Source organism: Variovorax sp. CAN15, assembly GCF_030462475.1.
Lineage (GTDB): Bacteria > Pseudomonadota > Gammaproteobacteria > Burkholderiales > Burkholderiaceae_C > Variovorax.
This window is the reverse complement of record NZ_JASMRZ010000003.1, coordinates 215,310-236,556: the sequence shown is the minus strand read 5'-3', so window position 1 is coordinate 236,556 and position 21,247 is coordinate 215,310. Positions and strand designations below refer to the sequence as shown.

The window sequence follows — 21,247 nt, the reverse complement described above, 5'->3', positions numbered from 1 at the left end:
GCACGGCCCGCGCCGGGCCATCTCTCATCGGTTCATTTCAACGGCTCATAGCTGGGGCTTGTTCACCATCAGGTAGAACACGACCACCATGGCCGCGAAGGCCGGATAGCCCAGCAGCTCCCACCAGCGCTGGTAGCGCGCGTAGAGCGGCGGCAGTGCCGTCGCATCGCGATGCGCCTGCGCCGCGATCGCCGCCATGCGGATCTGCAGCCACACCACCGGCAGCCAGCAGGCGCCCGCGAAGACGAACAGCGCCAGCGAGACCGCGAGCCACGGCGTGGACAGCGGCCAGCCCGCCATGTGCGCCAGCGCGAAGCCGGTGGCCGGCTGCAGGATGACGGTGGGCGTGGTGAACCACCAGTCCGCACGCACCACCAGCCGGCTGACCACCGCCTGCGCGGGCACGCTGCCGCTGCGGTTGGCGAAGAACATGTAGAAGGCCGAGCCCAGCCCCGTGCCGACCATCAGCACGCTGGAGACGATGTGCAGCCACTTGAGGACGAGATAGGTGTTCATGTCATGGTGCGGCGCGCCGGTAAAGGTGCCAGAGCAGGGCGGCGATGGGGATGTTCTTGAGCAGCGGGCCGAGCGGATGCAGCCACAGGCCCGGCTGCAGCACCGTCGCCACCACGGTCATGGCGAGCATCAGGGCCAGCGCCGCCGCATAGCTGGCGCGGCCGGGCCATCGCCACAGCGCGATGCCGACCGCAAGATCGGCCGCCGCGCCGCCGACGATCAGCCCCTGCACCAGCCATTGCGGGGACGCGATGCCGGCGGCGGCCAGCACCTCGCGGCTCTGGCCGTTCAGTTCGACGAAGCTGGCGACGGCGGTGAACAGCCATACGGCGACGAGGCTGTAGCGCAGCAGGCGATCGGTCTCGTCGGCGGGGCGGGTCATCTTGCAGCGGGGCTCGGGCTTTCTTCATCGACCACGTCGGTCACCATGCCCCAGCGCGCGAACTCGGGTTCGAATTCGGGCAAGGAGAGCAGTCCCATGCAGGCATGCGCGCCGATGGGCAGCGCCGTGTCGCCGTTCGCAAGCCGGCGCGCCAGAAGGATCGCAGCCATGCATGGAATCTCCGGCCCGTGGTTGTCGTCGGCCGCGATGTGCCAGGCGCGCCGCGCCGGGTGACCCTGAGCATCGGTGCCTTCGACGCGCACGACCATGCCGCCCAGCGCCGTGCCCAGTGCGTCGAATACGCCTCCGGTGGCATGCAGCAGCGGCGCGAGCTTCTGCGGCGCCGGCAGCAGTCCCGCGCGGCGCATGAAGGCCAGGAAGGCGAAGGCGCGCTGTGTCAACCCGACCTCGAGCGCGGCGCGGAACATCACCGACTGCACGCCCGCGTAGCACGCCGGGAAGAGCTCCAGGTCGGGAATGTCGCAGAGCGCACCACGGCGCGGCTTCATGCGCGCGAACTCCACCTTCACCGGATCAGCCCAGCCAGGCAGCTCGATCCAGCGGCCGCCCTGCCAGACGCGGATCGGCTCACCGCAGTACGCGAGCACGCCAGCCAGAGTGGCGTCGCCGCGCGGCGCGCCCTGAGCGGGAGCGATGCAGATGTCGATGCTTCGGATGCCTTGCCAGCCGGCCGCAAGATGGTCGACGGCGGCCGAGGACAGCGCGGGCACCGTACTGGCGCCGCTCACCGCAGTGCGGCCGGCGGCGCGAAACGCCGCGCCCAGCGCTGCGGGAAAGTCGCACACGAAGCGCCGCCCGTCGGCCAGGTCGATGTAGTGCGCGCCCGCCGCGGCGACGGCCAGCGGCACGCGGTAGTCCTGGTTCTGGAAGGGGCCGGCGGTGTGGATCACCAGCTCCACGCCCAGGCTACGCAGAGTGCCGGCGAGATCGGCGGCCTGCACGTCGACGCGCACGCCGCTGGCGGCCGCGCCCAGCGATGAAGCGAAAGCCGACGCGCGCTGCGCATCGCGCCCCGCCACCAGCAGCTCGATGCCGGGGCTGCCGGCCAGCGCGCGGCAGATGCGCGCGCCGAAGTTGCCATAGCCGCCGAGCACCAGCGTCTTCATGCTGCCGCCGCCGCATCCGTTCCGGCAACGTGCCCGCGCGTGAACGCCTCTTCGAAGATCGAATAGCCCGACCAGTCCGCATGCGCGAACGACAGGCGGCCCGCCACCACGCTGCCGCGATGCTCCGCATCGGGTGCGCTGCGCTGCGAGCCGATCTGCGCCAGGAGGCCGGGCCTGGGGATGGACATGGCGTGCCCGTAGCGCGTGATCTCGATGCGCGAGACCAGCGAGGGCAGATCGGGGTGCGGCACCGACAGCTCGGCGAGCAGGTCGTCGCGCCAGCCGGTCCACGGTCGCTCCAGCAGCAGCTTGCGGCCGTCGGCGGTGTCGTAACCGCTCGGTCCCAGCGGGCGGTACCAGCTCAGCACGGTGCCGCGCGGCGTGGGGTCCAGCGTCTGGTGGCGCGCGTCCACGTAGCCCAGGCCCCTGGTGCCGTAGATCACGTTGTCCCAGCTCGGCGCGGCGCCGGGCCGGTCGGCCAGCGGGCCGCGCAGGTGGATGTTGGCGACCAGCCAGGGCGCGTAGCGCACATGCGCGGCGGCGTTCTTCAGTATCTCGGGCGCGTTCTCGACCACCCGCGCGGCGATGAACACGGGCAGCGCGACGATGCAGCGCTCGGCCTGCCAGCGCACGAGCGATTTCGATGCCGCGTCCCACACATCGACCTCGACACCGTCGCGCACTTCGGCGATGCGCGTGACCACGCTGCCGGTGCGCAGGCGCTCGCCGAGCGGCCTGGCGAGCTGCTTGGTGAGCCAGCCGTTGCCCTCGGGCCAGGTGAGGATGCCGTCGCGCTCGGGGCTCGAATCGTTGATGCTGCCGGTCGGGTCGCCGGGCGCATGGAAGCCGTGCCGGCTCGCGAAGTAATGGATGCCTGCCCAGGCCGACACCTGCCCGATGCCGGCGCCGTAGTCGTCGCGGCAGCAGTAGTCCAGGTACCAGCGCAGCCGGGCATCGCTGAAGCCTTCGCTGTCGAGCCAGCTCTGGAAGCTGACTGCATCGAGCGCCAGCAGCTCGGGCGTGATGGCGACCTTGAGCGTCGGTATCGCGAAGTGCGCGGCGTGCTGCAGTGCGTCGATGCGCTGCGCGAACTTGCGGTACTGGGCGAGCGTGGCTTCGTTCACGCCGTGCATGGGCAGCAGGCCGTCCTGCCACTCGCCCTGGAAGAACAGGCGCTCCTGCGGGCTGTGGCAGAGCGTGACCTCGTCGTACTCCCAGCGCCCGGCCACGCGACGGCGCAGGCCGAGTTCCTCCAGCAGATCCTGCACCTCGCGCGCGTCGTCCCCCGGCACGGGCAGGTAATGGGCGCCGAGCGGGCAGGCGATGCCGTTGACCGTGCCGCCGCGCGCATTGCCGCCGGCGGTGTCTTCCAGCTCGAGCAGCGCGAAGTCGTCGATGCCCGCAAGCCGCAGCGCCCGTGCGGCGGCGAGGCCGGCCACGCCGCCGCCCGCGACGACCACGCGCGTGCGCTTCACAGCGGCGGGCGCCGCGCCGCCCCCCAGGGCGCGGTCGCGCATCGCATGGCCGCGAGTGACGTCGATGCCCGTGAAGCCGCCCTCGATAGGCGGTGGCGGCGCGTCGCAGCCCGCGAGCGCGAGCGCACCCGCCGCGCCGGCAGCGGCTCCGAGAAAGCCACGGCGCCTCATCTCGCCTGCCTCATTCGTGAAACACCGCGGAACCGGCTTTGCCGGGCCGCGGGTATTGCCCCCGGCAGGGGGTTGGCGAAGCGACACGAAGTGCGCGCAGCCTGGGAGCGAGCCATTTCAATGCGCCATGACCTTGCCCCACTCCTGCTCGTAAGTGGTGACGAGGACCTGGTTCGACAGCCGGTTCACTTCGGCCGGCACGCGCGCCATGTCGAGCGGAAAGTCGAACATCAGCGGCAGCGTGGTCGGGGAGAGAAAACGCAGGCCCGGCGGCAGCGCATCGGGCATGCGGTAGGGCCTGCGGCTCGCGATGATGTAGCCCCATTCGCCGAAGCTGGGCACGTGCGCGTGGTACGGCGTGGCGCGCAGGCCCACCGATTCGATGGTCGTCGCCACGGTCCAGTAGCTCTTGCGCGCCACCAGCGGCGAGGTGGTCTGGATCACGGCGTAGCCGCTGGCCGACAGGCGCTTTTCGAGCAGCGCGTAGAAACTGTTGGTGTAGAGCTTGCCGATCGCGAAGTTGGTGGGATCGGGAAAGTCGACAACGATCACGTCGAACGTGTCGCCGGGCTGCTGCAGCCACTGGAAGGCGTCGGTATTCACGATCTTCACCTTGGGCGAGGAGAGCGAATGACCGTTGAGCGCGGCCAGCGTCTCATGCTCGGTGAAGAGCTTCGTCATGTTCGGATCGAGCTCCACCAGCGTGACCGATTCCACCGACGGGTACTTGAGGATCTCGCGTACCGCCATGCCGTCGCCGCCGCCGAGCACCGCGACCTTCTTCGGCGCGCCCTGGGCGGCCATCACCGGATGCACCAGCGCCTCGTGGTAGCGGTATTCGTCGCGCTCGGCAAACTGCAGGTTGCCGTTTAGGAAGAGCCGGTGCCCCAGCAGCCCGCGCGTGACCACGATGCGCTGGTAGGGCGAGGTAGCGCTGAAGACGATGCGGTCCTGGTAGAACTTGTCCTCGGCCAGCGTGGTGATGTGGTTGGCGCCGGCGAAAGCGGCCACCAGCGCGGCCAGCGCGAGAAAGCAGGCGACGGCGTGCGCGCCCACGCGGCGCAGTTCATGGCGGAAGAGCCACAGCGCCCACACCGCCACGGCCGCGTTCATGAAGCCGAACAGCAGGCCGGTGCGGATCATGCCCAGCTGCGGCACCAGGATCAGCGGGAAGGCCACCGACACCGCGAGCGCGCCGAGGTAGTCGAAGGTGAGAACCTGCGACACCAGGTTCTTGAGCACGATGTTGCGCTTCAGGATGCGCATCACCAGCGGGATCTCGAGCCCCACCAGCGTGCCCACCACCATCACCAGGCCGTACAGCAGCAGCCGGAAGGCGCCGGGCACGTAGGCGTTGGCCAGGAACAGGATCGCCGGCAGCGCGCCGCCGATCAGCGCGACCAGCAGTTCGATACGAAGGAAGTGCGCAGGCAGCTGCCGCTCGAAGTAGCGCGAGAGCCACGAGCCCACGCCCATGGCGAACAGGTAGGTGCCGATGATGGTGCTGAACTGCAGCACCGAGTCGCCCAGCAGGTATGAGCTGAGCGCGGCCGCGGTGAGCTCGTAGACCAGCCCGCAGGCGGCGACCACGAACACGCTGGCGAGCAGCGCGATCTCAACGGGCTGCGGGCCTTTGGCCGGCAGCGGACTGGCAGGAGCATCCATGAATCAGGCAGCCGCCGCCGGGCCGCCCCAAGGCGGACCGCGCCTCCCCCTCGGGGGGTGGCGGATGAAGCGTAGCGAAGCGAAGTGCAAGGCCGGCGGCTAATGTATTGCTGCGGCGACGATGATGCTGATGCCGAGGCTCATTGCCGCCACGACCAGACCCAGCGCCACGTTCTGCTTCTCGACGATCTCGCCCCACAGGTCGTAGGGCGTGATCTTGTCGATGATCAGGAAGCAGAGCCAGAAGATCACGACGCCGATCAGCGCATACACGAGCGATCCGAGGACCACGCCCGGTTTCAGCCATTCAAATCCCATGGGGACCTCCAGTCGTAGCAGTAGTGAGAGAGTGCATCGCGCGCATCTTCGCCGTCATTTGTGGCCGCCGCCACTCGAATAGCCGCCGTAGGAGCCGCCCGAGCTGCGGTAGCCGGAGCCGCCGCTGCTGGAGCAGGTGCTCAGGATGATCAGCAGGATGATGATCACGACGATGATCAGGATGATGGTGCCGCAGCCCAGCCCCGAGGCGGCGCTCACGGGGAGCGCGTCGGCGCGCTTGAACATGTCCTTCTTCGCATCGAGCTTGAAGGCGGTGGCCACGGCGCCGCTGTCGATCTTGCCGCCCGACGACCAGGTGAGCTCGTTGGCCGAGCGCTCCATCGACAGCAGCGCGCCGCCGCTGGCGAAGTCGCGGTTGAAGGTCTTCTGGCCGCGCTCGACCTGCCAGTAGAACTCGCCCGCCACGTAGGTGGTCTCGGCGTTGTAGGCGTACTGCTGCTGGTAGCGTTTGCCGAGGTAGGTGGCGCTCGCGCCGTTCTCCGCCATCACCGGCGCGCCGGTGGTCGGCTTGACCATGCTCCAGCCGTCCTCGGCGTCCACCAGGAAGCTGAATCCGCGCTTCTTGTTGTAGAGCAGGTACTCGTCCCAGCCGAAGTGCTCGTCGTCGCCGGGTTCGCTGCCCATGCGGTGCTGGAAGCCCACCACCTGCCACTGCGCGCCCTGCAGCTGGCCCATGCTGCCCAGCGCGATGAGCGGGCGCACCGGCTCGTCCTGCGTGGCGTGCTTCAGCTCGCCGCCGATGCCCTGCGACAGGTCGATGATGCTGTTGCACGATCCGCAGGTGATGCTCTTGCTGTCGGCGAGGTTGACGGTGACGGGCGAGCCGCAGTTGGGGCAGTTGAAGCTGCGGCCCTTCTCGTCCTTGGCGGACTCGGCGCGCAGGCCGGTCAGTTGCAGGTCTTCCAGCTGCACCGAGCGGCCGAGGTAGGCGCTGGGTTGGGCGGTGCCGTAGTCGATGCTGAGCACCAGCCCGCGGTCGTTGCGCAGTTCGACCATCGCGAACGGGCGGCCGAGCTCGGGCAGGTGCGGCAGTTCGCCCTGCGCCGAGGTCAGCGCCACCTGCTCGTTCGAGGTGACGGTGTAGCTCTGGCCCGCGAAGGCGCTGGTGGCGCCCACGCGCAGGTCGCCGGGCGGCGGCGCGGTGCGCTGCAGGTCAAAGGGCAGGGCGAAGACGTAGGCGCCGTTGTCCTCGCTGAGCACGCCGGTGCGGTCGCCGTCGAGCGCGGCGATCCATTCGGTCCAGCGGCCGCCTGGGTAGGTGTACTGCAGCCGGCCGATCAGCGTGAACGGCTTGTCCTGGATGCGGCCGGCGGCAAACAGTTGCAGCGGGCTGAAGTCGTCGAACAGCTCGGCCATCTTGCCGGTGCGCGCAAGCGTCTCGCCCTGGCGCACGACAGTGCTCTGGCAGTAGGGACAGACCGCGTGCGTCGATTGCGCCGAGCGGAATTCGACCGGCGCGCCGCAGCCGGGGCAGGGCGCACGGTAGTAGCGTTGGTTGCCGGTTTCCTCAGCCATGGCACGCAGCTGAAGACACGACGAACGAGGCGGGAGATACCGCGGAACCGGCTATGCCGGGCCGCTGGTATCGCCCCCTGCAAGGGGGGAGGAGAAGCGACACGAAGTGCGCGAAGCCTGGGGGTTAGACCAGTTTCTTGAGCAGTTCGGCCTTCTTGGCGTCGAACTCTTCCTGGGTGAGGATGCCCTTGGTCTTGAGTTCGCCGAGCTTCTCGAGCGTGGTCATCACGTCTGCGGCGCTCACCACGGCCACCGCCGGTTGCTGCTGCTGTGCCGCGGCGGCCGCCGCGGCATTGGGGCTCAGGCCCTGCGCGAGGTTCTGCGCCAGCACCTGGCCGAGCGCCACGCCGGCGCCCAGGCCCATCGCGTCGCCCGCGATGCCGCCGCCGCCGGCCGCGCCCTCGGCGAACTTCGGAATCGCTTGCGCCGTCTGGTACTGCATGAACTTGCCCATGTCGTTGCCGACCATGCCCATGCCGATCTTCTGGTCGAGGATCTTCTGGAGTTCTTCGGGCAGCGAGACGTTCTGGACAGTGATGTTCTCGAGCTTGATGCCGATCTTCTCGAACTCGGGCACCAGCTGGGCGGCGAGCGCCTGCGCGAACTGGATCTGGTTGGCCGCGAGATCGAGGAAGGGCACGCCGCTGGAAGCGATGGCGTTGCTGATGTTCTGCAGCACCAGGCCGCGCAGCTGGCCGTCGAGGTCGGCCACGGAATAGATGTCGCGCGTGCCGGAGATCTCGGTGTGGAAGGCCTTGGCGTCGCCGATGCGGAAGGAGTAGTTGCCGAAGGCGCGCAGACGCACGGCGCCGAAGTCCTTGTCGCGGATGGTGATCGGCTGGGGCGTGCCCCACTTCTGGTCGACCTGCTGGCGGGTGCTGAAGAAGTAGACGTCGCTCTTGAAGGGCGATTCGAAGAGCTTGTCCCAGTTCTTCAGGTACGTGAGCACGGGCAGCGTCTGCGTCGTGAGCTTGTACATGCCGGGGCCGAACACGTCGGCCACCTTGCCTTCGTTGACGAAGACGGCGACCTGCGATTCGCGCACCGTGAGCGAGGCGCCGTTCTGGATTTCCATCTCCGCCATCGGGAAGCGCCAGGCCAGCGTGCCGTCGCCGGTCTCGGTCCACTGGATGATGTCGATGAACTGCTTCTTGATGAAATCCATCAGGGCCATGGTCGCTCCTCGTCAGGTTTTTCGGGTTTTGTCCGGATCGCGGATATTGCCACATGGACCTGAATTGGCACCCGTGCTATTGGTCATGGCGCCCCTGGCCATGCGGCCTAGGGCGTCATGCGCGAGGTCTACAATCGGCGCCCCCAGAAGAAGCGCCACCAGGAGCTACGGCACATGTCAGATTCGACCCCCTCGACCTCATCGACTCCCACGCCCGAAGACAAGCGCGCAGAACTGCGCCGTGCCGCCCTCGAGTACCACGAGTTTCCCGTTCCCGGCAAGATCGCCATCGCGGCGACGAAGCAGATGGTCAACCAGCGCGACCTGTCGCTGGCCTACTCGCCCGGCGTGGCGGCTCCCTGCGAGGAGATCGTCAAGGACCCGGCCAACGCCTTCAAGTACACCTCCCGCGGCAACCTGGTGGCCGTCATCAGCAACGGCACTGCCGTGCTGGGCCTGGGCGACATCGGCCCGCTGGCCTCCAAGCCGGTGATGGAGGGCAAGGGCGTGCTCTTCAAGAAGTTCGCGGGCGTCGACGTGTTCGACATCGAGATCGACGAGAAGGACCCGGCCAAGCTGGTGGACATCATCGCCTCGCTGGAGCCCACCTTCGGCGCGGTCAACCTGGAAGACATCAAGGCGCCCGACTGCTTCTACGTCGAGCGCGAGCTGCGCAAGCGCATGAAGATCCCGGTCTTCCACGACGACCAGCACGGCACGGCCATCACGGTGGCGGCCGCCATGGTCAACGGCTTGAAGGTGGCCGGCAAGAAGATCGAGGAGGTCAAGCTGGTCGCCTCGGGCGCGGGCGCCGCGGCGCTGGCGTGCCTGAACCTGCTGCTCAAGGTGGGCCTGAAGCGCGAGAACGTGTTCGTCACCGACCTCGCCGGCGTAGTCTACGAAGGCCGTACCGAGCTGATGGACGACGACAAGCGCCAGTACATGCAGAAGACAGACGCGCGCACGCTCGGCGAGGTGATCGAGGGCGCCGACGTGTTCCTGGGCCTGTCGGCCGGCGGCGTGCTCAAGCCCGCCATGGTGGCGAAGATGGCAAAGCGCCCGGTGATCTTCGCGCTGGCCAACCCCAACCCCGAGATCGCGCCCGAGGACGCCCACGCGGTGCGCGACGACGTGATCATGGCAACCGGCCGTACCGACTACCCGAACCAGGTCAACAACGTCCTGTGCTTCCCGTACATCTTCCGCGGCGCGCTGGATTGCGGCGCGACGACGATCACCGACGAGATGGAGATCGCCGCGGTGCACGCCATCGCCGACCTGGCGCAGGCCGAGCAGAGCGAGCGCGTGGCCGCCGCCTACGTCGGTGAAAAGCTGTCATTCGGCCCCGAATACCTGATTCCGAAGCCCTTCGACCCGCGCCTCATGATGAAGATCGCGCCGGCCGTGGCCAAGGCGGCCGAGGAAAGCGGCGTGGCGCAGCGCCCCATCAAGGACATGGACGCCTACCGCGACAAGCTGCAGAGCTTCGTCTACGCATCGGGCACCACGATGAAGCCGATCTTCGACGCCGCCAGGCGCTCGAGCAAGAAGCGCGTGGCCTATTCGGAAGGCGAGGAAGAGCGCGTGCTGCGCGCCGCCCAGATCGTGGTGGACGAAGGCGTCGCGCGCCCGACGCTGATCGGCCGCCCGGCCATCATCGCCCAGCGCATCGAGAAATTCGGCCTGCGCCTGAAGGAAGAGCTGGACTACGACGTGGTCAACGTCGAGCAGGACCACCGCTACCGCGAGTTCTGGCAGACCTACCACCGCATGACCGAGCGCAAGGGCGTGACGGTGCAGGTCGCCAAGATCGAGATGCGCCGGCGCCTGACGCTGATCGGCTCGATGCTGCTGCACAAGGGCGAGGTCGACGGCCTGATCTGCGGCACCTGGGGCACCACCGCCAACCACCTGCACTACATCGACCAGGTGATCGGCAAGCGACCCGGCGGCTGCGAAAGCACCCCGCAGGACGTGCCCGTGTACGCCTGCATGAACGGCCTGCTGCTGCCCGACCGCCAGGTGTTCCTGGTCGACACGCACGTCAACTACGACCCCTCGCCCGAGGAACTGGCCGAGATCACCACGATGGCAGCCGAGGAAATGATGCGCTTCGGCCTCAAGCCGAAGGCGGCGCTGCTGTCGCACTCCAACTTCGGCACCAGCAACGAGCCCAGCGCCATCAAGATGCGCAAGACGCTCGACCTGCTGCGCGTGCAGGCGCCCTGGCTCGAGGTGGACGGCGAAATGCACGGCGACGTGGCGCTCGACAGCAAGCAGCGCGCGGTCGTCATGCCGCACAGCGCGCTGGCGGGCGACGCCAATCTGCTGGTTTTCCCGAACATCGACGCGGCCAACATTTCCTACAACCTGCTCAAGACGGCGGCGGGCGGCAACATCGCGATCGGCCCCGTTCTGCTCGGTGCGGCCAAACCTGTGCACATTCTCACGGCAAGCGCGACTGTTCGGCGCATCGTGAACATGACAGCCTTGACAGTGGCCGACGCAAACGCCGAGAGATAAGCCCTCTGGCGAGAGTGGCCGCCAACTTGAAAAGCCATTCGATACCCTCGCGACTGCTCAAACTTTGGGCAGTCGCTTGCTATTTTCGCCAGCGTGGTGCACACTCGCGGGCTTGAATTTGCGGGTTAACCCCGACGTTGATCGCCGATTCGACCCCCCGCTCTTTTCTTGTGGTGCCCCATGGCGGCTTACGCCTCGATCACGTCCTCTGTCACAAAGTTTGCGCTCACCAGTCTGATGCTGGTGGCGTTGACGACGGGGGCCGAGGCTCGCGGATGGTTCGGCGCCGGGAAAACGTCCACCGAGGAAACCATTGCGCTGACCGATCTGCCGGTGCAGGGCCGGCGGACCTACCAGGCCATCCTCAATGGCGGCCCCTTCCGGTATGACAAGGACGGCACGGTGTTCGGCAATCGCGAGCGTCTGTTGCCACCGGCCCGCCGGGGCCACTACCGTGAATACACGGTAACGACGCCCGGCTCGCGCAACCGCGGCGCACAACGGATCGTCTGTGGCGGCGAGCAGCGCACCGCACCCGAGGCCTGCTGGTACACCGCGGACCATTACGCGAGTTTCAGACGGATTGCGCCATGAGCGATGAAAACGACCTGAGCGGCGCCTCGAAGCGCCCCGAAGAAATGATGATGACTATGGAAAGACCAGCGGAGATGACCTTATCCCTTCGTGCCGTACGCCCGAACATCGTGCAATCGATCCGCGCGTTCCGCGTGAACGACCTGCAGGACGCCGCCAATGCGGCCGGCCAGCACTTCCTGTACGCCAACCTGGGCAACGCCCAGACCAAGCAGGACGTGCTCGACCTGATCGCCCAGCAGTTCACGTTCCCGTCCCACTTCGGGAAGAACTTCGATGCGCTGTACGACTGCATGACCGACCCGTTGCATAAATCGGGCCCGCAGCCGGGTTTCGTCATCGTGCTGGAACAGATTCCTGCCAATGCCAAGTTCGACAAGGAAGCCCGCGAGCAGCTGCTCGACATCTTCCGCGACGCCTCGGACTACTGGGGCGACCGCAAGGTCCCTTTCCGGTGCTTCTATTCTTTTCTGTAGCCCGTTCTGCATCCACCAGCCAAGCAGAACGGGCGAACGAGGCTCAACCGAACGTTGAAACCCTCGATGGCATCGAAGTGAACACCGCGGCAGCTGCTGCTGCCGCCGAACCGGCCGGCGAAAAGATGCCGACCGACAAGCTGGTCGACGTGTCGCCGCTGGCGCTGCGCATGAGCAGCCCCTTCAACGCGGGTTACTGGCTCGCCGCCGCCTGACGAGAAGAAAGAAGCCGGCAAGCTTGCCGGCAAACATGAAAAAGCGCGCCCTCGGCGCGCTTTTTTCATTGGGGCACGGCCTGGGCCAGCGCCACGTAGTCGGCCACCGGCACTTCCTCGGCCCGCCTCTGGGTGTCGAAGTCGCCGGAAAAGCCATGCTCCTGGAGCCACTTGCCCAGCGTGTGGCGCAGCAGCTTGCGGCGCTGGCTGAAGGCGACCTGCACGATCTCGCCCAGGCGCTTCTCGTCGACGGCCGGCGGCGTCGCCAGCGGCACCATCCGCACCACGGCGCTGTCCACGCGCGGCGGCGGGTCGAAGCTCTCGGGCGGCACGAACAGCACGTTCTCCATCTCGTAGCGCCACTGCAGCATCACGCTCAGGCGGCTGTAGTCGGAGGTGGCGGGGCTCGCCACCATGCGGTCGATCACTTCCTTCTGCAGCATGAAATGCTGGTCGGCGACCAGATGGGCATAGCCCAGCAGATGGAACAGGATGGGCGTGGAGATGTTGTAGGGCAGATTGCCCACCACGCGCAGCGGTTTGCCGGCAGGAAACCTCGCGGCCAGCTCGGCGAAGTCGACCTTGAGTACGTCCGACTCGATCACGTCCAGCTGAGGATGCTCGCGCAGGCGCTTGGCCAGGTCACGGTCGAGCTCGATCACGGTGAGGCGGCCCAGCCGCTCCACCAGCGGCTGCGTCAGCGCTGCGAGCCCCGGGCCGATCTCGACCATGGCATCGCCGGGCTGCGGCGCGATCTCGCGCACGATCGAATCGATGATCCCGCCGTCGGACAGGAAGTGCTGCCCGAACCGCTTCCTCGCGATGTGCTGCGCCATCAGCTCAGGATTGCGGTGGGTCGCGGTATTCGACGTAGGCGCGCGCGCGCACTTCCTGCACCCAGGTGGTGAAGGCTTCTTCGACGCGCTGCTCGCGCAGCGCGGCGCGCGCGGCTTCGCGCTGCTCCGACTGGCTGAGCTTGGAATCGCGACGGCCGACCACCTGGATCAGGTGCACGCCGAAGCGCGAGACCACCGGGTCGCTGATCTGGCCCGGCGAAAGCCGATCCATGGCTTCCTCGAACTCGGGCACGAACTGGCCGGGGCGCGACCAGCCGAGATCGCCGCCCTGCTTGGCGCTGCCGTCCTGCGAGTTGTCGCGCGCAAGGCTGGCGAAGTCGGCCGTGCCGGCCTGGATGCGGCGCTTGAATTCGGCCAGCTGCGCGACCGCCTGCGCCGTGGTGCGCTTGGGATCATTGAGCAGCAGGATGTGGCGTACCTGCGTCTGGGTGACGGTGGCGTCGCCCGAACCGATCTGGGCCTTGGCCAGCACCTTGAGCACATGGAAGCCGGCGCTGGAACGCACCGGCCCGGCGATGCCGTTCACGGCGGTCGACTGCGTGGCCTCGACGAACAGCGACGGATAGCGGTCGGCGCTGCGCATGCCGATGGCGCCGCCGTTGGCGCGATCGGGCGAGTCGGAGTTCTCGCGCACGAGCTTGGCGAAGTCTTCGCCGGAGCGGGCGCGCTGGGCGATGTCCTGCGCCTTCTTCTGCGCGGCGGCCACCTGCGCGTCGGTGGCGTTCTCGGGAACGGCCACCAGCACCTGCGCGAGGTTGAGGTTCTCCAGCGCCACGTTCTTCACGGACTGGTTACGCTGGTCGCGCAGGTATTCATCGGCCTCGGCGTCGCTGACCTTGACCTTCGATTCGACTTCGCGGTCGCGCAGGCGCGTGAGCAGCAGCTGGTCGCGCAGATCGTTGCGGAAGTCCTGCTGCGCGATGCCTTCGGCGGCCACGCGGCGGCGCAGCTCGACGAGGCTGATCTCGTTCTGCCGCGCCACGGTCTGCTCGGCCTGGTCGATCGCCACCTCGTCGACCTTGATGCCGTTTTCCTTCGCGAGCTGCAGCTGCGCGCGCTCGGTGATCAACCGCTCCAGCACGAGCCGCGTAAGCTCGCCGCGGGGCACGCGCTCGGCGTCGGGGTTCTCCTTGATGAGCCGCGTCACGCGCGACTGCACGTCGGTGTTGGTGATCGGCTCGGAGTTGACCAGCGCGACGATGTATTCGGCCGAGCGCTGCACCGGCGCTGCGGAGGGCGCGGCGGGCGCACGGGCCGCCGGAGGGCCCAGGCGCGGGCCGGCGCGCATGATGTCCGTGATGCCGGTACCGGGACGATAGCCCTGAGCACCCGCCGTGGCGGCGATGGCCGCGAGGCAGCTCATGGTGATGATGGAACGGATGTATTTCATGGCGTCGCTCAGTCAGTCGTCTCAGTCGTAATTGGTGAAGCGGCTCGGCGCTTCGCCCGGTTGGCGCAGGGGTTCGTAGCGCTGGATGTTCTGCCGCAGCGTCTGCATGGGGCTCGAGCCGATGCTGGAGAACCCGACGAATTCGAGCTGGAACATGATGCGGGTGTTCGCCGTCACCTGGCCGGTGGTGATGCGCTGCATCACCACGCGCCCGATCCAGCAGCAGCCGTCGTACTCGAAGCCGAGCACGCCGTCGGTGAGCTTCTTGTCCTGCAGGCTGTAGTTGAGCCGGCCGACCGCATACCAGCGTCCGCCGCCCTGGCCCTTGCCGGGGCCGAGGTTCTTGCCCTTGTCGCCCCACAGGTCATTGAGCGGCCACTGCCAGCCCACGTCGATCGACTTGTTGCCGTCGGTCGCGGTCGGGGTGCTGGGCGCCTGGTAGCGGAAGGCCGCGCTCAGGTTGTGGTACGGCTCGGGGTTGTAGCGCGCGCTGATGGCCGAGCGCTCCGACCGGCGGGTGTCGGGGTTGTACTGGACCAGCGTGTCCAGGCTCCACTTGGGCGTCCAGTTGATCGTGGCGCCCAGCAGCAGGTCGCTCGCGCGGTCGGTCACCGGCGTGCCGCCCGGCAGCGTGACCTTCTGGTCGCTGAAGCGCAGGCGCTGCGCGATGCCGAAGCGCGCGGCCTCGGCGCCGGTGTCCGGATCGATCAGGCGGGAGGTCACGCCCAGCGTGAGCGCATTGGTGTCGGAGATGCGGTCGCCGCCCGAGAACGCGTTCTCGGTGTAGATGGTCGCGAAGCTGAAGTCGTTGGCCGCCGAGTCGTAGTTCGGCAGCATGCTCTGGTTGCGATACGGCGTGTAGACGTAGTACGCGCGCGGCTCCAGCGTCTGGCGGAAGGCGCGGCCGAAATAGCTGGTGTCGCGCTCGAAGGTCAGGCCGCTGTCGAGGCTGAAGGTCGGCACCACCCGGTTGCTGGACGTCGGGAAGAAATACAGTGAGCTGGGGTTGTAGACCTGCCCGTTGACGTACTGCACGCCATTGAGCGTGAGCTTCGGGATGTCCGACTGCGGCAGGTAGTAGTTGTACGAGGCCGCGTTCAGGATCAGCTTCGGGATGACGTACGTGCTCGGCGTGATGAAAGGCCGGCTGATCGTCGCTACCGCCATGGCGCGGTCGCCGTCGGGCTGCGACTGCTGGTTGACGTCGTAGCCCAGCTGTGTCGACGAGAGCCTGTTCACGCGGAAACGCGTGTAGTCGAGGTTCAACGCGACGTCGAAGCCATGCCAGTCGTACTTGTTGTAGTTGGCCGTGATCTGCGGCATCCGGTCGTACGACGGCGTGATCGGCGCCAGGTTGTACTGCAGGTTCTGGTACTTGAGCGTGCGGACCATGCCGCTCCAGTCGCCCTTGCTCCAGTTCAGCGAAGCTTCGTTCGGCAGCTGGCGCTGCGCAAGCGACGGCGTGCGCGTGAAGTCGCGCCAGTAATCGTCGTCGCTCACCCGGTTGATGGTGACGTTGGCCGACAGCGAATCGAGGCCGAGCGCCTTCGCGTCGAAGTCCTGGTGGTGCGTGAGCCACAGGCCCCAGCGACGGGTGTTCTTCGGCGGGTTGGTCAGGCTGCTGGCCGTGATCTGCCCGTTCGCCAGCTGCTGGAGCTGGCTGGTGCGCAGCTCGTTGTAGCGGTCGCCCACGAGCCGGTCGCTGCCCATCAGGTCGAGGCGGATCTCGCCCTTGTATTGCTTCTCGAGGTAGCGGAACTCGTTGCTGAAGTTGACGCCGCGCTTGCTCATGATCGTCGGCGTGAACGTGGCGTCGCGGTTGGGCGCGATGTTCCAGTAGTACGGCTGTGCGATCTCCAGGCCGTTGGTGTTGTCCAGGCCGATGGTCGGCGGCAGCAGGCCGCTCTTGCGGTCGTTCGACAGCGGGAAGCTCACGCTCGGGATGGGCGGCGTGCTGATGCCCATGAAGCTCAGGCGCGCGTTCTTTGCAACGCCCTCGTTTTCCTCGGTGTCGGTGGTGATCGAGGTCGCGGTCAGCAGCCAGGCGGGCATCCAGCCGGGAAAGTCCTCGCGGCGGCAGGTGGTGTAGGTGGCCTCGCGGGCGATCGACACGTTGGAATCGACGAAGTCGATGCGCTTGGCCTCGCCGTGCGCCTCGTTCGCGAGGAACTTGTAGCGCACGTTGTTGAAGAAGCCCTCGAAGGTCTCGAGCTTGAGCTGCAGCTCGGGGCCTTCGTACACGTTGCCGGCCTGGTTGACCCGCACGTTGCCGGTGGCCTTGGCGCGGTCGTCGGGCTGGTAGTACTCGAGCCGGTCGGCGGTGATGGACACCGCGCCGCGGCGCAGCGTGGCGTTGCCCTCGACCACGGTCTCGAGGTCGGGGCGGCCGGAGATGCGGTCGCCGGTCACCAGGCTGGGCATCTGGCTGCGGTCGGCGGGCGTCAGGATCTCGGTGAGCTGCGGCGTACGCTTCAGCGTGAGCGGAGCATCGGCGAGATTGCCAGCCGTCTGGGCCGAAGCGCCGTGCGCATGGATCAGCGCCAGCGACAGCAGGGCCAGCGGCAGGGGCGGCACGCCCGGGCGCCGCGGACGCGGGGCGGCGACACGACGTCGGCTCATCAGGCCTCCCGCCGGGCCGTTCCGAGGAAAGCCGGCGACTCCCCCCTGGAGAGCAGCGAGCGCACAAGGTGCCAAGCGTGAGGGCTTTGGGTCGTAGGCATCGGTTCGGAACGAAATGTCGTCGGGGACGGCGCGGCAGGCCGGCGGGTTGCAGGGGCCGGTGGCGATCCGCATCGGCCGGAGGCCGGCCAAGGGGGATTGCCGCGCCAGGCGGATTTGTAGAATCGATTATCCATGACAGCACCCCCGCCCCCGGCCGCATTGGCCCCAAGCCGCCCCGCCGAAACCATTGCCTGGACGGATCCACAGCGGGCCGAAGCGTTCCGGACCTGGCTTGCCGCCGTCGCGCCCGCCCACCGGCTGCTGCCCGACACGGTACGGCTGGCCTCGGCCGACGCGAGCTTCCGCCGCTATTTCCGGCTCGACACCACCGACGCGGCCGCCCCCACGCGCATCGTCATGGACGCCCCGCCCGACAAGGAAAACAGCGCCCCCTTCGTGCAGGTGGCCGGGCTGATGGCCACCGCCGGCGTGCTGGCCCCCACGGTGCTCGAATGGGACAAGGCCAACGGCTTCCTGCTGCTGGACGACCTGGGCCGCCAGACCATGCTGGACGTGATCGACCCGGCCAGCCCCGAGGCCGCCCGCCCGCTCTACGACCAGGCCATCGACGCGCTGGTCCGCTGGCAGCTTTCTTCCAGGCCCGGCGTGCTCCCGCCCTACGACAGGGCACTGCTGGAACGCGAACTGGCCCTCTTCCCCGAGTGGTACATCGGCCGTCACCGCGGCATCGCCGTCGAGGGCAAGCTGAAGGAGCGGCTCGAGCGCAGCTTCAGGCTGATCGTCGAGAGCAACCTCGCATCGCCCAACGTGTATGTGCACCGCGACTTCATGCCCCGCAACCTGATGGTGAATGTGCCCCCCGCGCTCGGCACTGGCGTGTCCTCGCTGGCTCCCGGGAGGGCGCTCGGCGTGCTCGACTTCCAGGACGCGGTATACGGTCCCGTCACCTACGACATCGCCAGCCTGATGCGCGACGCATTCCTGAGCTGGGACGAGGAGTTCGTGCTCGACGTCACCATCCGCTACTGGCAGGCGGCACGCAAGGCCGGGCTGCCGGTCGACGAGGATTTCGGCGCGTTCTACCGCGCAGTGGAGTGGATGGGCCTGCAGCGCCACCTGAAGGTGGCGGGCATCTTCGCGCGCCTCACGCTGCGCGACGGCAAGCCCCGATATCTGGCCGACACGCCGCGCTTCATCGCCTACATCCGCGCCACCGCGAGCCGCTACTCGGAGCTGACGCCACTGTCGCGCGTGATTGACGAGATCGAGGGCAGTTCGGCCATCACGGGCTTCGCCTACGGCCGTGTCTGAAGAGAAACTGAAAGAGCACCACCCTGTGACGCCCGCGCAACGGCCGTTCACAGCTATCAATTCCGTAGCATGCCGCGTTTCTATTGTTCCGTGCCCCTGAGCGCCGGCGCCAGCCTGGCGCTGCCGGCCGGCGCCGCGCGCCATGTGCAGGTGCTGCGGATGCAGCCCGGCGACGTGCTCACGCTGTTCGACGGCGCGGGCGGCGAGTACGCGGCCACGGTCGAGCGCATGGGTCGCAGCGACGTTTCGGTGGCGGTCGGCGCGCATCTTCCGGTGGAGCGCGAGGCGCCCCGCGCGGTGCATCTCGCGGTCGGCATGCCGGCCAACGAGCGAATGGACTGGCTGGTCGAGAAGGCCACCGAACTCGGCGTGGCGAGCATCCAGCCGCTGGCCACCGCCCACGGCGTGCTGCGCCTGGCGGGCGAGCGCGCCGAGAAGAAGCGGGCGCATTGGGAGGCCATCGCGGTCGCGGCCTGCGAGCAGTGCGGGCGCAACCGGGTGCCGGTGATCCATCCCGTGCAGCCTTTCGCCGGCTGGCTCGAAACCCAAGATGAGCCGGCGAGGCGCCTGGTACTGAGCCTCGCCGAGGGCACGCGCAGCCTCGCCGTCATGGCGCCGGGCGAACATGGTGCGACCGTGCTGAGCGGCCCCGAAGGCGGCCTGAGCGGCAGCGAGGAGCAGCAGGCCATCGCCCGGGGCTTCGCTCCCGTCACCCTGGGCTCGCGCGTGCTGCGTGCCGAAACGGCGGCGCTCGCCGCGCTGGTGTCTCTGGCCGGCCTCTAGATACAGAGATGGGCCTCCGGCCCAGGCGCCGGCAGCGCCCGGGGTGGTGTTTTCCGCGAAGCACGCGCTGAAAGCCTGAGAAACAATCCTTACTTATTTAAGACAAAAGAAGGACTTTTGCGCCCATGCCCAAGCTTTCCGGTCCGCCGCGCCTCGTCCCACTGGTCCTCGCGACGCTGCTTTGCGCCACCCAGGGCGCGCTTGCCCAGCCCCAGGCCGTCGCACCGACACCCGCGCAGGTCAGCCCCGAGGTCGACCGGGCATTCACCCAGCTGATGGCATCGCCCGCCATCCAGAAGCTGCTGGACGCGGTCAAGGCAGACCACGAGCGTTCGGTGGAAGACCTGAAGGCGCTCACCGAGATCGAAGCCCCTCCCTTCAAGGAGCAGAAGCGCGCCGAGGCCTTTCTCGCGCGCATGAAGGCCCTCGGGCTGACGCACGCGAAGATCGACGCCGAAGGCAACGTCGTCGGCCTGCGCAAGGGCACGGGCCACGGCCCCACGCTGCTGGTCTCGGCGCATCTGGACACCGTGTTCCCCGCCGGCACCGACGTGAAGGTCAAGGAGCGCGACGGCCGCCTGCACGCGCCTGGCATCGCGGACGACACGCGCGGACTCGCGGTGCTGCTGTCGTGGCTGAAGGTGCTGAACGACAACAAGGTGCAGACGGTGGGCGACCTGATGTTCGTCGCCAACGTGGGCGAGGAAGAACTCGGCAACCTGCGCGGCATGAAGGCGATCTTCCGCGACCACCTCGACATCGACGGCATGGTGGGACTCGAGCCCTCTGCGCCGGGTTCGGTGCTGGTACTCGGCACCGCGAGCCATCGCTACGAGGTCACGTTCCAGGGACCCGGCGGGCACAGCTTCGGCGCCTTCGGCCTGGTGCCCAGCGCCATCCACGGCATGGGCCGCGCGATCGCGAAGATCGCCGACATCCGCACGCCGAGCTTCCCGAAGACGACCTTCACAGTCGGCACCGTCGGCGGCGGCACCTCGGTGAACACCATCGCGCCCGACGCGCGCATGGCCATCGACATCCGATCGGACGACATGGCCTCGCTGCTGGAAACCGAGAAGAAGATCCTGGCCGCCATCGACGAAGCCGTGGCCGAGGAGAACAGGCGCTGGAACGTGAGCACGCTGAGCGTGAGCACGAAGCTCATCGGCGACCGCCCCGGCGGCCGCACGCCGCCCGACTCGGTGATCGTGGAGGCCGCGATCCGCTCGAACGCCGCCTTCGGCAACAGGACACTGCTGCGCGGCGGCAGCACCGACGCCAACGTGCCGATCTCGATGGGCATCCCGGCCATCATCGTGGGCGGCGGCGGCAAGGCCTCGGGATTCCATTCCTTGAGCGAGTCCATTGACATGACAGATGCATGGAAAGGCGCGCAGAATTCGCTCGTCACCGTGCTCGGGCTGGTGGGCGTTCAGGGGGTCGCTCCCGCGCTGCTCCCCAAACGGGCGGCACGTATCAAGTAATTTGTCACGTTGCCAATTCGAAAGTGGATATGCCACTTTCGGCTTAAGGTCCGCGGCATTCAACAATGTCGGCGGTTCTGTCACACACCAAGGAAACAGTCATGGGATTGCTCGATTCGGTACTCGGTCAAGTGCTCGGAGGCGCTGCGCAACAGCAGCAACCGCAAGGTGGAGGCCTTGGCGGACTGGGCGATCTGGGAGGCCTGGCCGGCGCGCTGGGCGGCCTGCTCGCCAACAACGGCAGCGTGGGCGGCCTGGGCGGTCTGGTCACGAAGTTCGAGCAGGCCGGCATGGGCGACGTCATCGGCTCGTGGATCGGCAAGGGAGAAAACCAGCCCGTCTCGGGCGACCAGCTGCAGAACGCGCTGGGCAGCGACACCATCGCGAGCATCGCGGCCAAGCTCGGCATCAATGCGCAGACGCTGCTGCCGATGCTGGCCACCATGCTGCCGGCGCTCATCGACCAGCTCACGCCGCACGGCAAGGTCCCCGAGCAGGGGCTGGGCAACCATGACGACCTGCTGGGCTCGCTCAGCGGTCTGCTGCAAGGCAAGCAGTCCTGAACCGG

At 67.8% G+C, this 21,247-nt stretch carries 19 protein-coding genes; 8 read left to right on the top strand and 11 right to left on the bottom strand.

What is annotated here, in order from left to right:
* Positions 1–45: 45 nt before the first annotated feature.
* The 8 genes from QMO14_RS04425 to QMO14_RS04390 all read right to left on the bottom strand — a co-directional run bounded on the left by QMO14_RS04425 (position 46) and on the right by QMO14_RS04390 (position 8,364).
* Entirely contained in the window at positions 46–516 is a 471-nt protein-coding gene (locus QMO14_RS04425; protein ID WP_301504860.1) for a DUF2269 domain-containing protein, read from the bottom strand.
* Position 517: 1 nt separating this feature from the next.
* Positions 518–898 (bottom strand): DoxX-like family protein, encoded by a 381-nt coding sequence (locus tag QMO14_RS04420; RefSeq protein WP_301504858.1) that lies wholly within the window; start codon positions 896–898, stop codon positions 518–520.
* A complete protein-coding gene (locus tag QMO14_RS04415; protein WP_301504856.1) occupies positions 895–2,025 on the bottom strand; it encodes a saccharopine dehydrogenase family protein in 1,131 nt (376 codons plus the stop codon). The genes QMO14_RS04420 and QMO14_RS04415 overlap by 4 nt, the downstream gene beginning before the upstream one ends.
* Complete coding sequence (locus tag QMO14_RS04410; RefSeq protein ID WP_301504855.1) at positions 2,022–3,671, bottom strand: FAD-dependent oxidoreductase; 1,650 nt, start codon at positions 3,669–3,671, stop codon at positions 2,022–2,024. The genes QMO14_RS04415 and QMO14_RS04410 overlap by 4 nt, the downstream gene beginning before the upstream one ends.
* Positions 3,672–3,788: 117 nt before the next feature.
* Positions 3,789–5,336: a polyamine aminopropyltransferase gene (locus tag QMO14_RS04405; protein ID WP_301504853.1), complete on the bottom strand. Its 1,548-nt coding sequence runs from the start codon at positions 5,334–5,336 to the stop codon at positions 3,789–3,791.
* Positions 5,337–5,435: 99 nt separating this feature from the next.
* Positions 5,436–5,654, bottom strand: a complete 219-nt coding sequence (locus QMO14_RS04400; RefSeq protein WP_019653703.1) for a DUF350 domain-containing protein — start codon at positions 5,652–5,654, stop codon at positions 5,436–5,438.
* Positions 5,655–5,708: 54 nt separating this feature from the next.
* Positions 5,709–7,190: a DUF4178 domain-containing protein gene (locus QMO14_RS04395; protein ID WP_301504849.1), complete on the bottom strand. Its 1,482-nt coding sequence runs from the start codon at positions 7,188–7,190 to the stop codon at positions 5,709–5,711.
* 124 nt (positions 7,191–7,314) lie between these two features.
* Positions 7,315–8,364, bottom strand: a complete 1,050-nt coding sequence (locus QMO14_RS04390; RefSeq protein WP_301504847.1) for an SPFH domain-containing protein — start codon at positions 8,362–8,364, stop codon at positions 7,315–7,317.
* 174 nt (positions 8,365–8,538) lie between these two features.
* On the opposite strand from QMO14_RS04390, the gene QMO14_RS04385 reads away from it, so the two are divergent.
* The 4 genes from QMO14_RS04385 to QMO14_RS04370 all read left to right on the top strand — a co-directional run bounded on the left by QMO14_RS04385 (position 8,539) and on the right by QMO14_RS04370 (position 12,172).
* On the top strand, positions 8,539–10,887 hold the full coding sequence (locus QMO14_RS04385; protein ID WP_301504845.1) for an NADP-dependent malic enzyme: 2,349 nt from the start codon (positions 8,539–8,541) through the stop codon (positions 10,885–10,887).
* 180 nt (positions 10,888–11,067) lie between these two features.
* Positions 11,068–11,481, top strand: a complete 414-nt coding sequence (locus tag QMO14_RS04380; RefSeq protein ID WP_301504843.1) for a ribonuclease domain-containing protein — start codon at positions 11,068–11,070, stop codon at positions 11,479–11,481.
* 50 nt (positions 11,482–11,531) lie between these two features.
* Positions 11,532–11,957: a barstar family protein gene (locus QMO14_RS04375; protein ID WP_093129139.1), complete on the top strand. Its 426-nt coding sequence runs from the start codon at positions 11,532–11,534 to the stop codon at positions 11,955–11,957.
* Positions 11,936–12,172, top strand: a complete 237-nt coding sequence (locus QMO14_RS04370; protein ID WP_301504841.1) for a hypothetical protein — start codon at positions 11,936–11,938, stop codon at positions 12,170–12,172. Before QMO14_RS04375 ends, QMO14_RS04370 begins: the two co-directional genes overlap by 22 nt.
* A gap of 65 nt (positions 12,173–12,237) precedes the next feature.
* Here the strand turns inward: QMO14_RS04370 and rsmA are convergent, their stop codons facing one another.
* Genes rsmA through QMO14_RS04355 form a run of 3 tightly spaced genes read right to left on the bottom strand, consistent with a single transcriptional unit; the run spans position 12,238 to position 17,038 of the window.
* Complete coding sequence (gene rsmA / locus QMO14_RS04365) at positions 12,238–13,008, bottom strand: 16S rRNA (adenine(1518)-N(6)/adenine(1519)-N(6))-dimethyltransferase RsmA (protein WP_301504839.1); 771 nt, start codon at positions 13,006–13,008, stop codon at positions 12,238–12,240.
* 4 nt (positions 13,009–13,012) lie between these two features.
* Entirely contained in the window at positions 13,013–14,419 is a 1,407-nt protein-coding gene (locus tag QMO14_RS04360; RefSeq protein ID WP_301504838.1) for a peptidylprolyl isomerase, read from the bottom strand.
* A gap of 21 nt (positions 14,420–14,440) precedes the next feature.
* On the bottom strand, positions 14,441–17,038 hold the full coding sequence (locus QMO14_RS04355; protein ID WP_301504836.1) for an LPS-assembly protein LptD: 2,598 nt from the start codon (positions 17,036–17,038) through the stop codon (positions 14,441–14,443).
* Between the two features lie 234 nt (positions 17,039–17,272).
* Between QMO14_RS04355 and QMO14_RS04350 the strand changes: the two genes are divergently transcribed.
* From QMO14_RS04350 to QMO14_RS04335, 4 genes are all read left to right on the top strand, one after another.
* On the top strand, positions 17,273–18,412 hold the full coding sequence (locus tag QMO14_RS04350) for an aminoglycoside phosphotransferase family protein (protein WP_301504835.1): 1,140 nt from the start codon (positions 17,273–17,275) through the stop codon (positions 18,410–18,412).
* 69 nt (positions 18,413–18,481) lie between these two features.
* Positions 18,482–19,195, top strand: a complete 714-nt coding sequence (locus QMO14_RS04345; protein ID WP_301504833.1) for a 16S rRNA (uracil(1498)-N(3))-methyltransferase — start codon at positions 18,482–18,484, stop codon at positions 19,193–19,195.
* A gap of 125 nt (positions 19,196–19,320) precedes the next feature.
* Complete coding sequence (locus QMO14_RS04340; RefSeq protein ID WP_301504831.1) at positions 19,321–20,679, top strand: M20/M25/M40 family metallo-hydrolase; 1,359 nt, start codon at positions 19,321–19,323, stop codon at positions 20,677–20,679.
* Positions 20,680–20,780: 101 nt separating this feature from the next.
* Positions 20,781–21,242: a YidB family protein gene (locus tag QMO14_RS04335; protein ID WP_301504829.1), complete on the top strand. Its 462-nt coding sequence runs from the start codon at positions 20,781–20,783 to the stop codon at positions 21,240–21,242.
* The last annotated feature ends 5 nt before the right edge of the window (positions 21,243–21,247 follow it).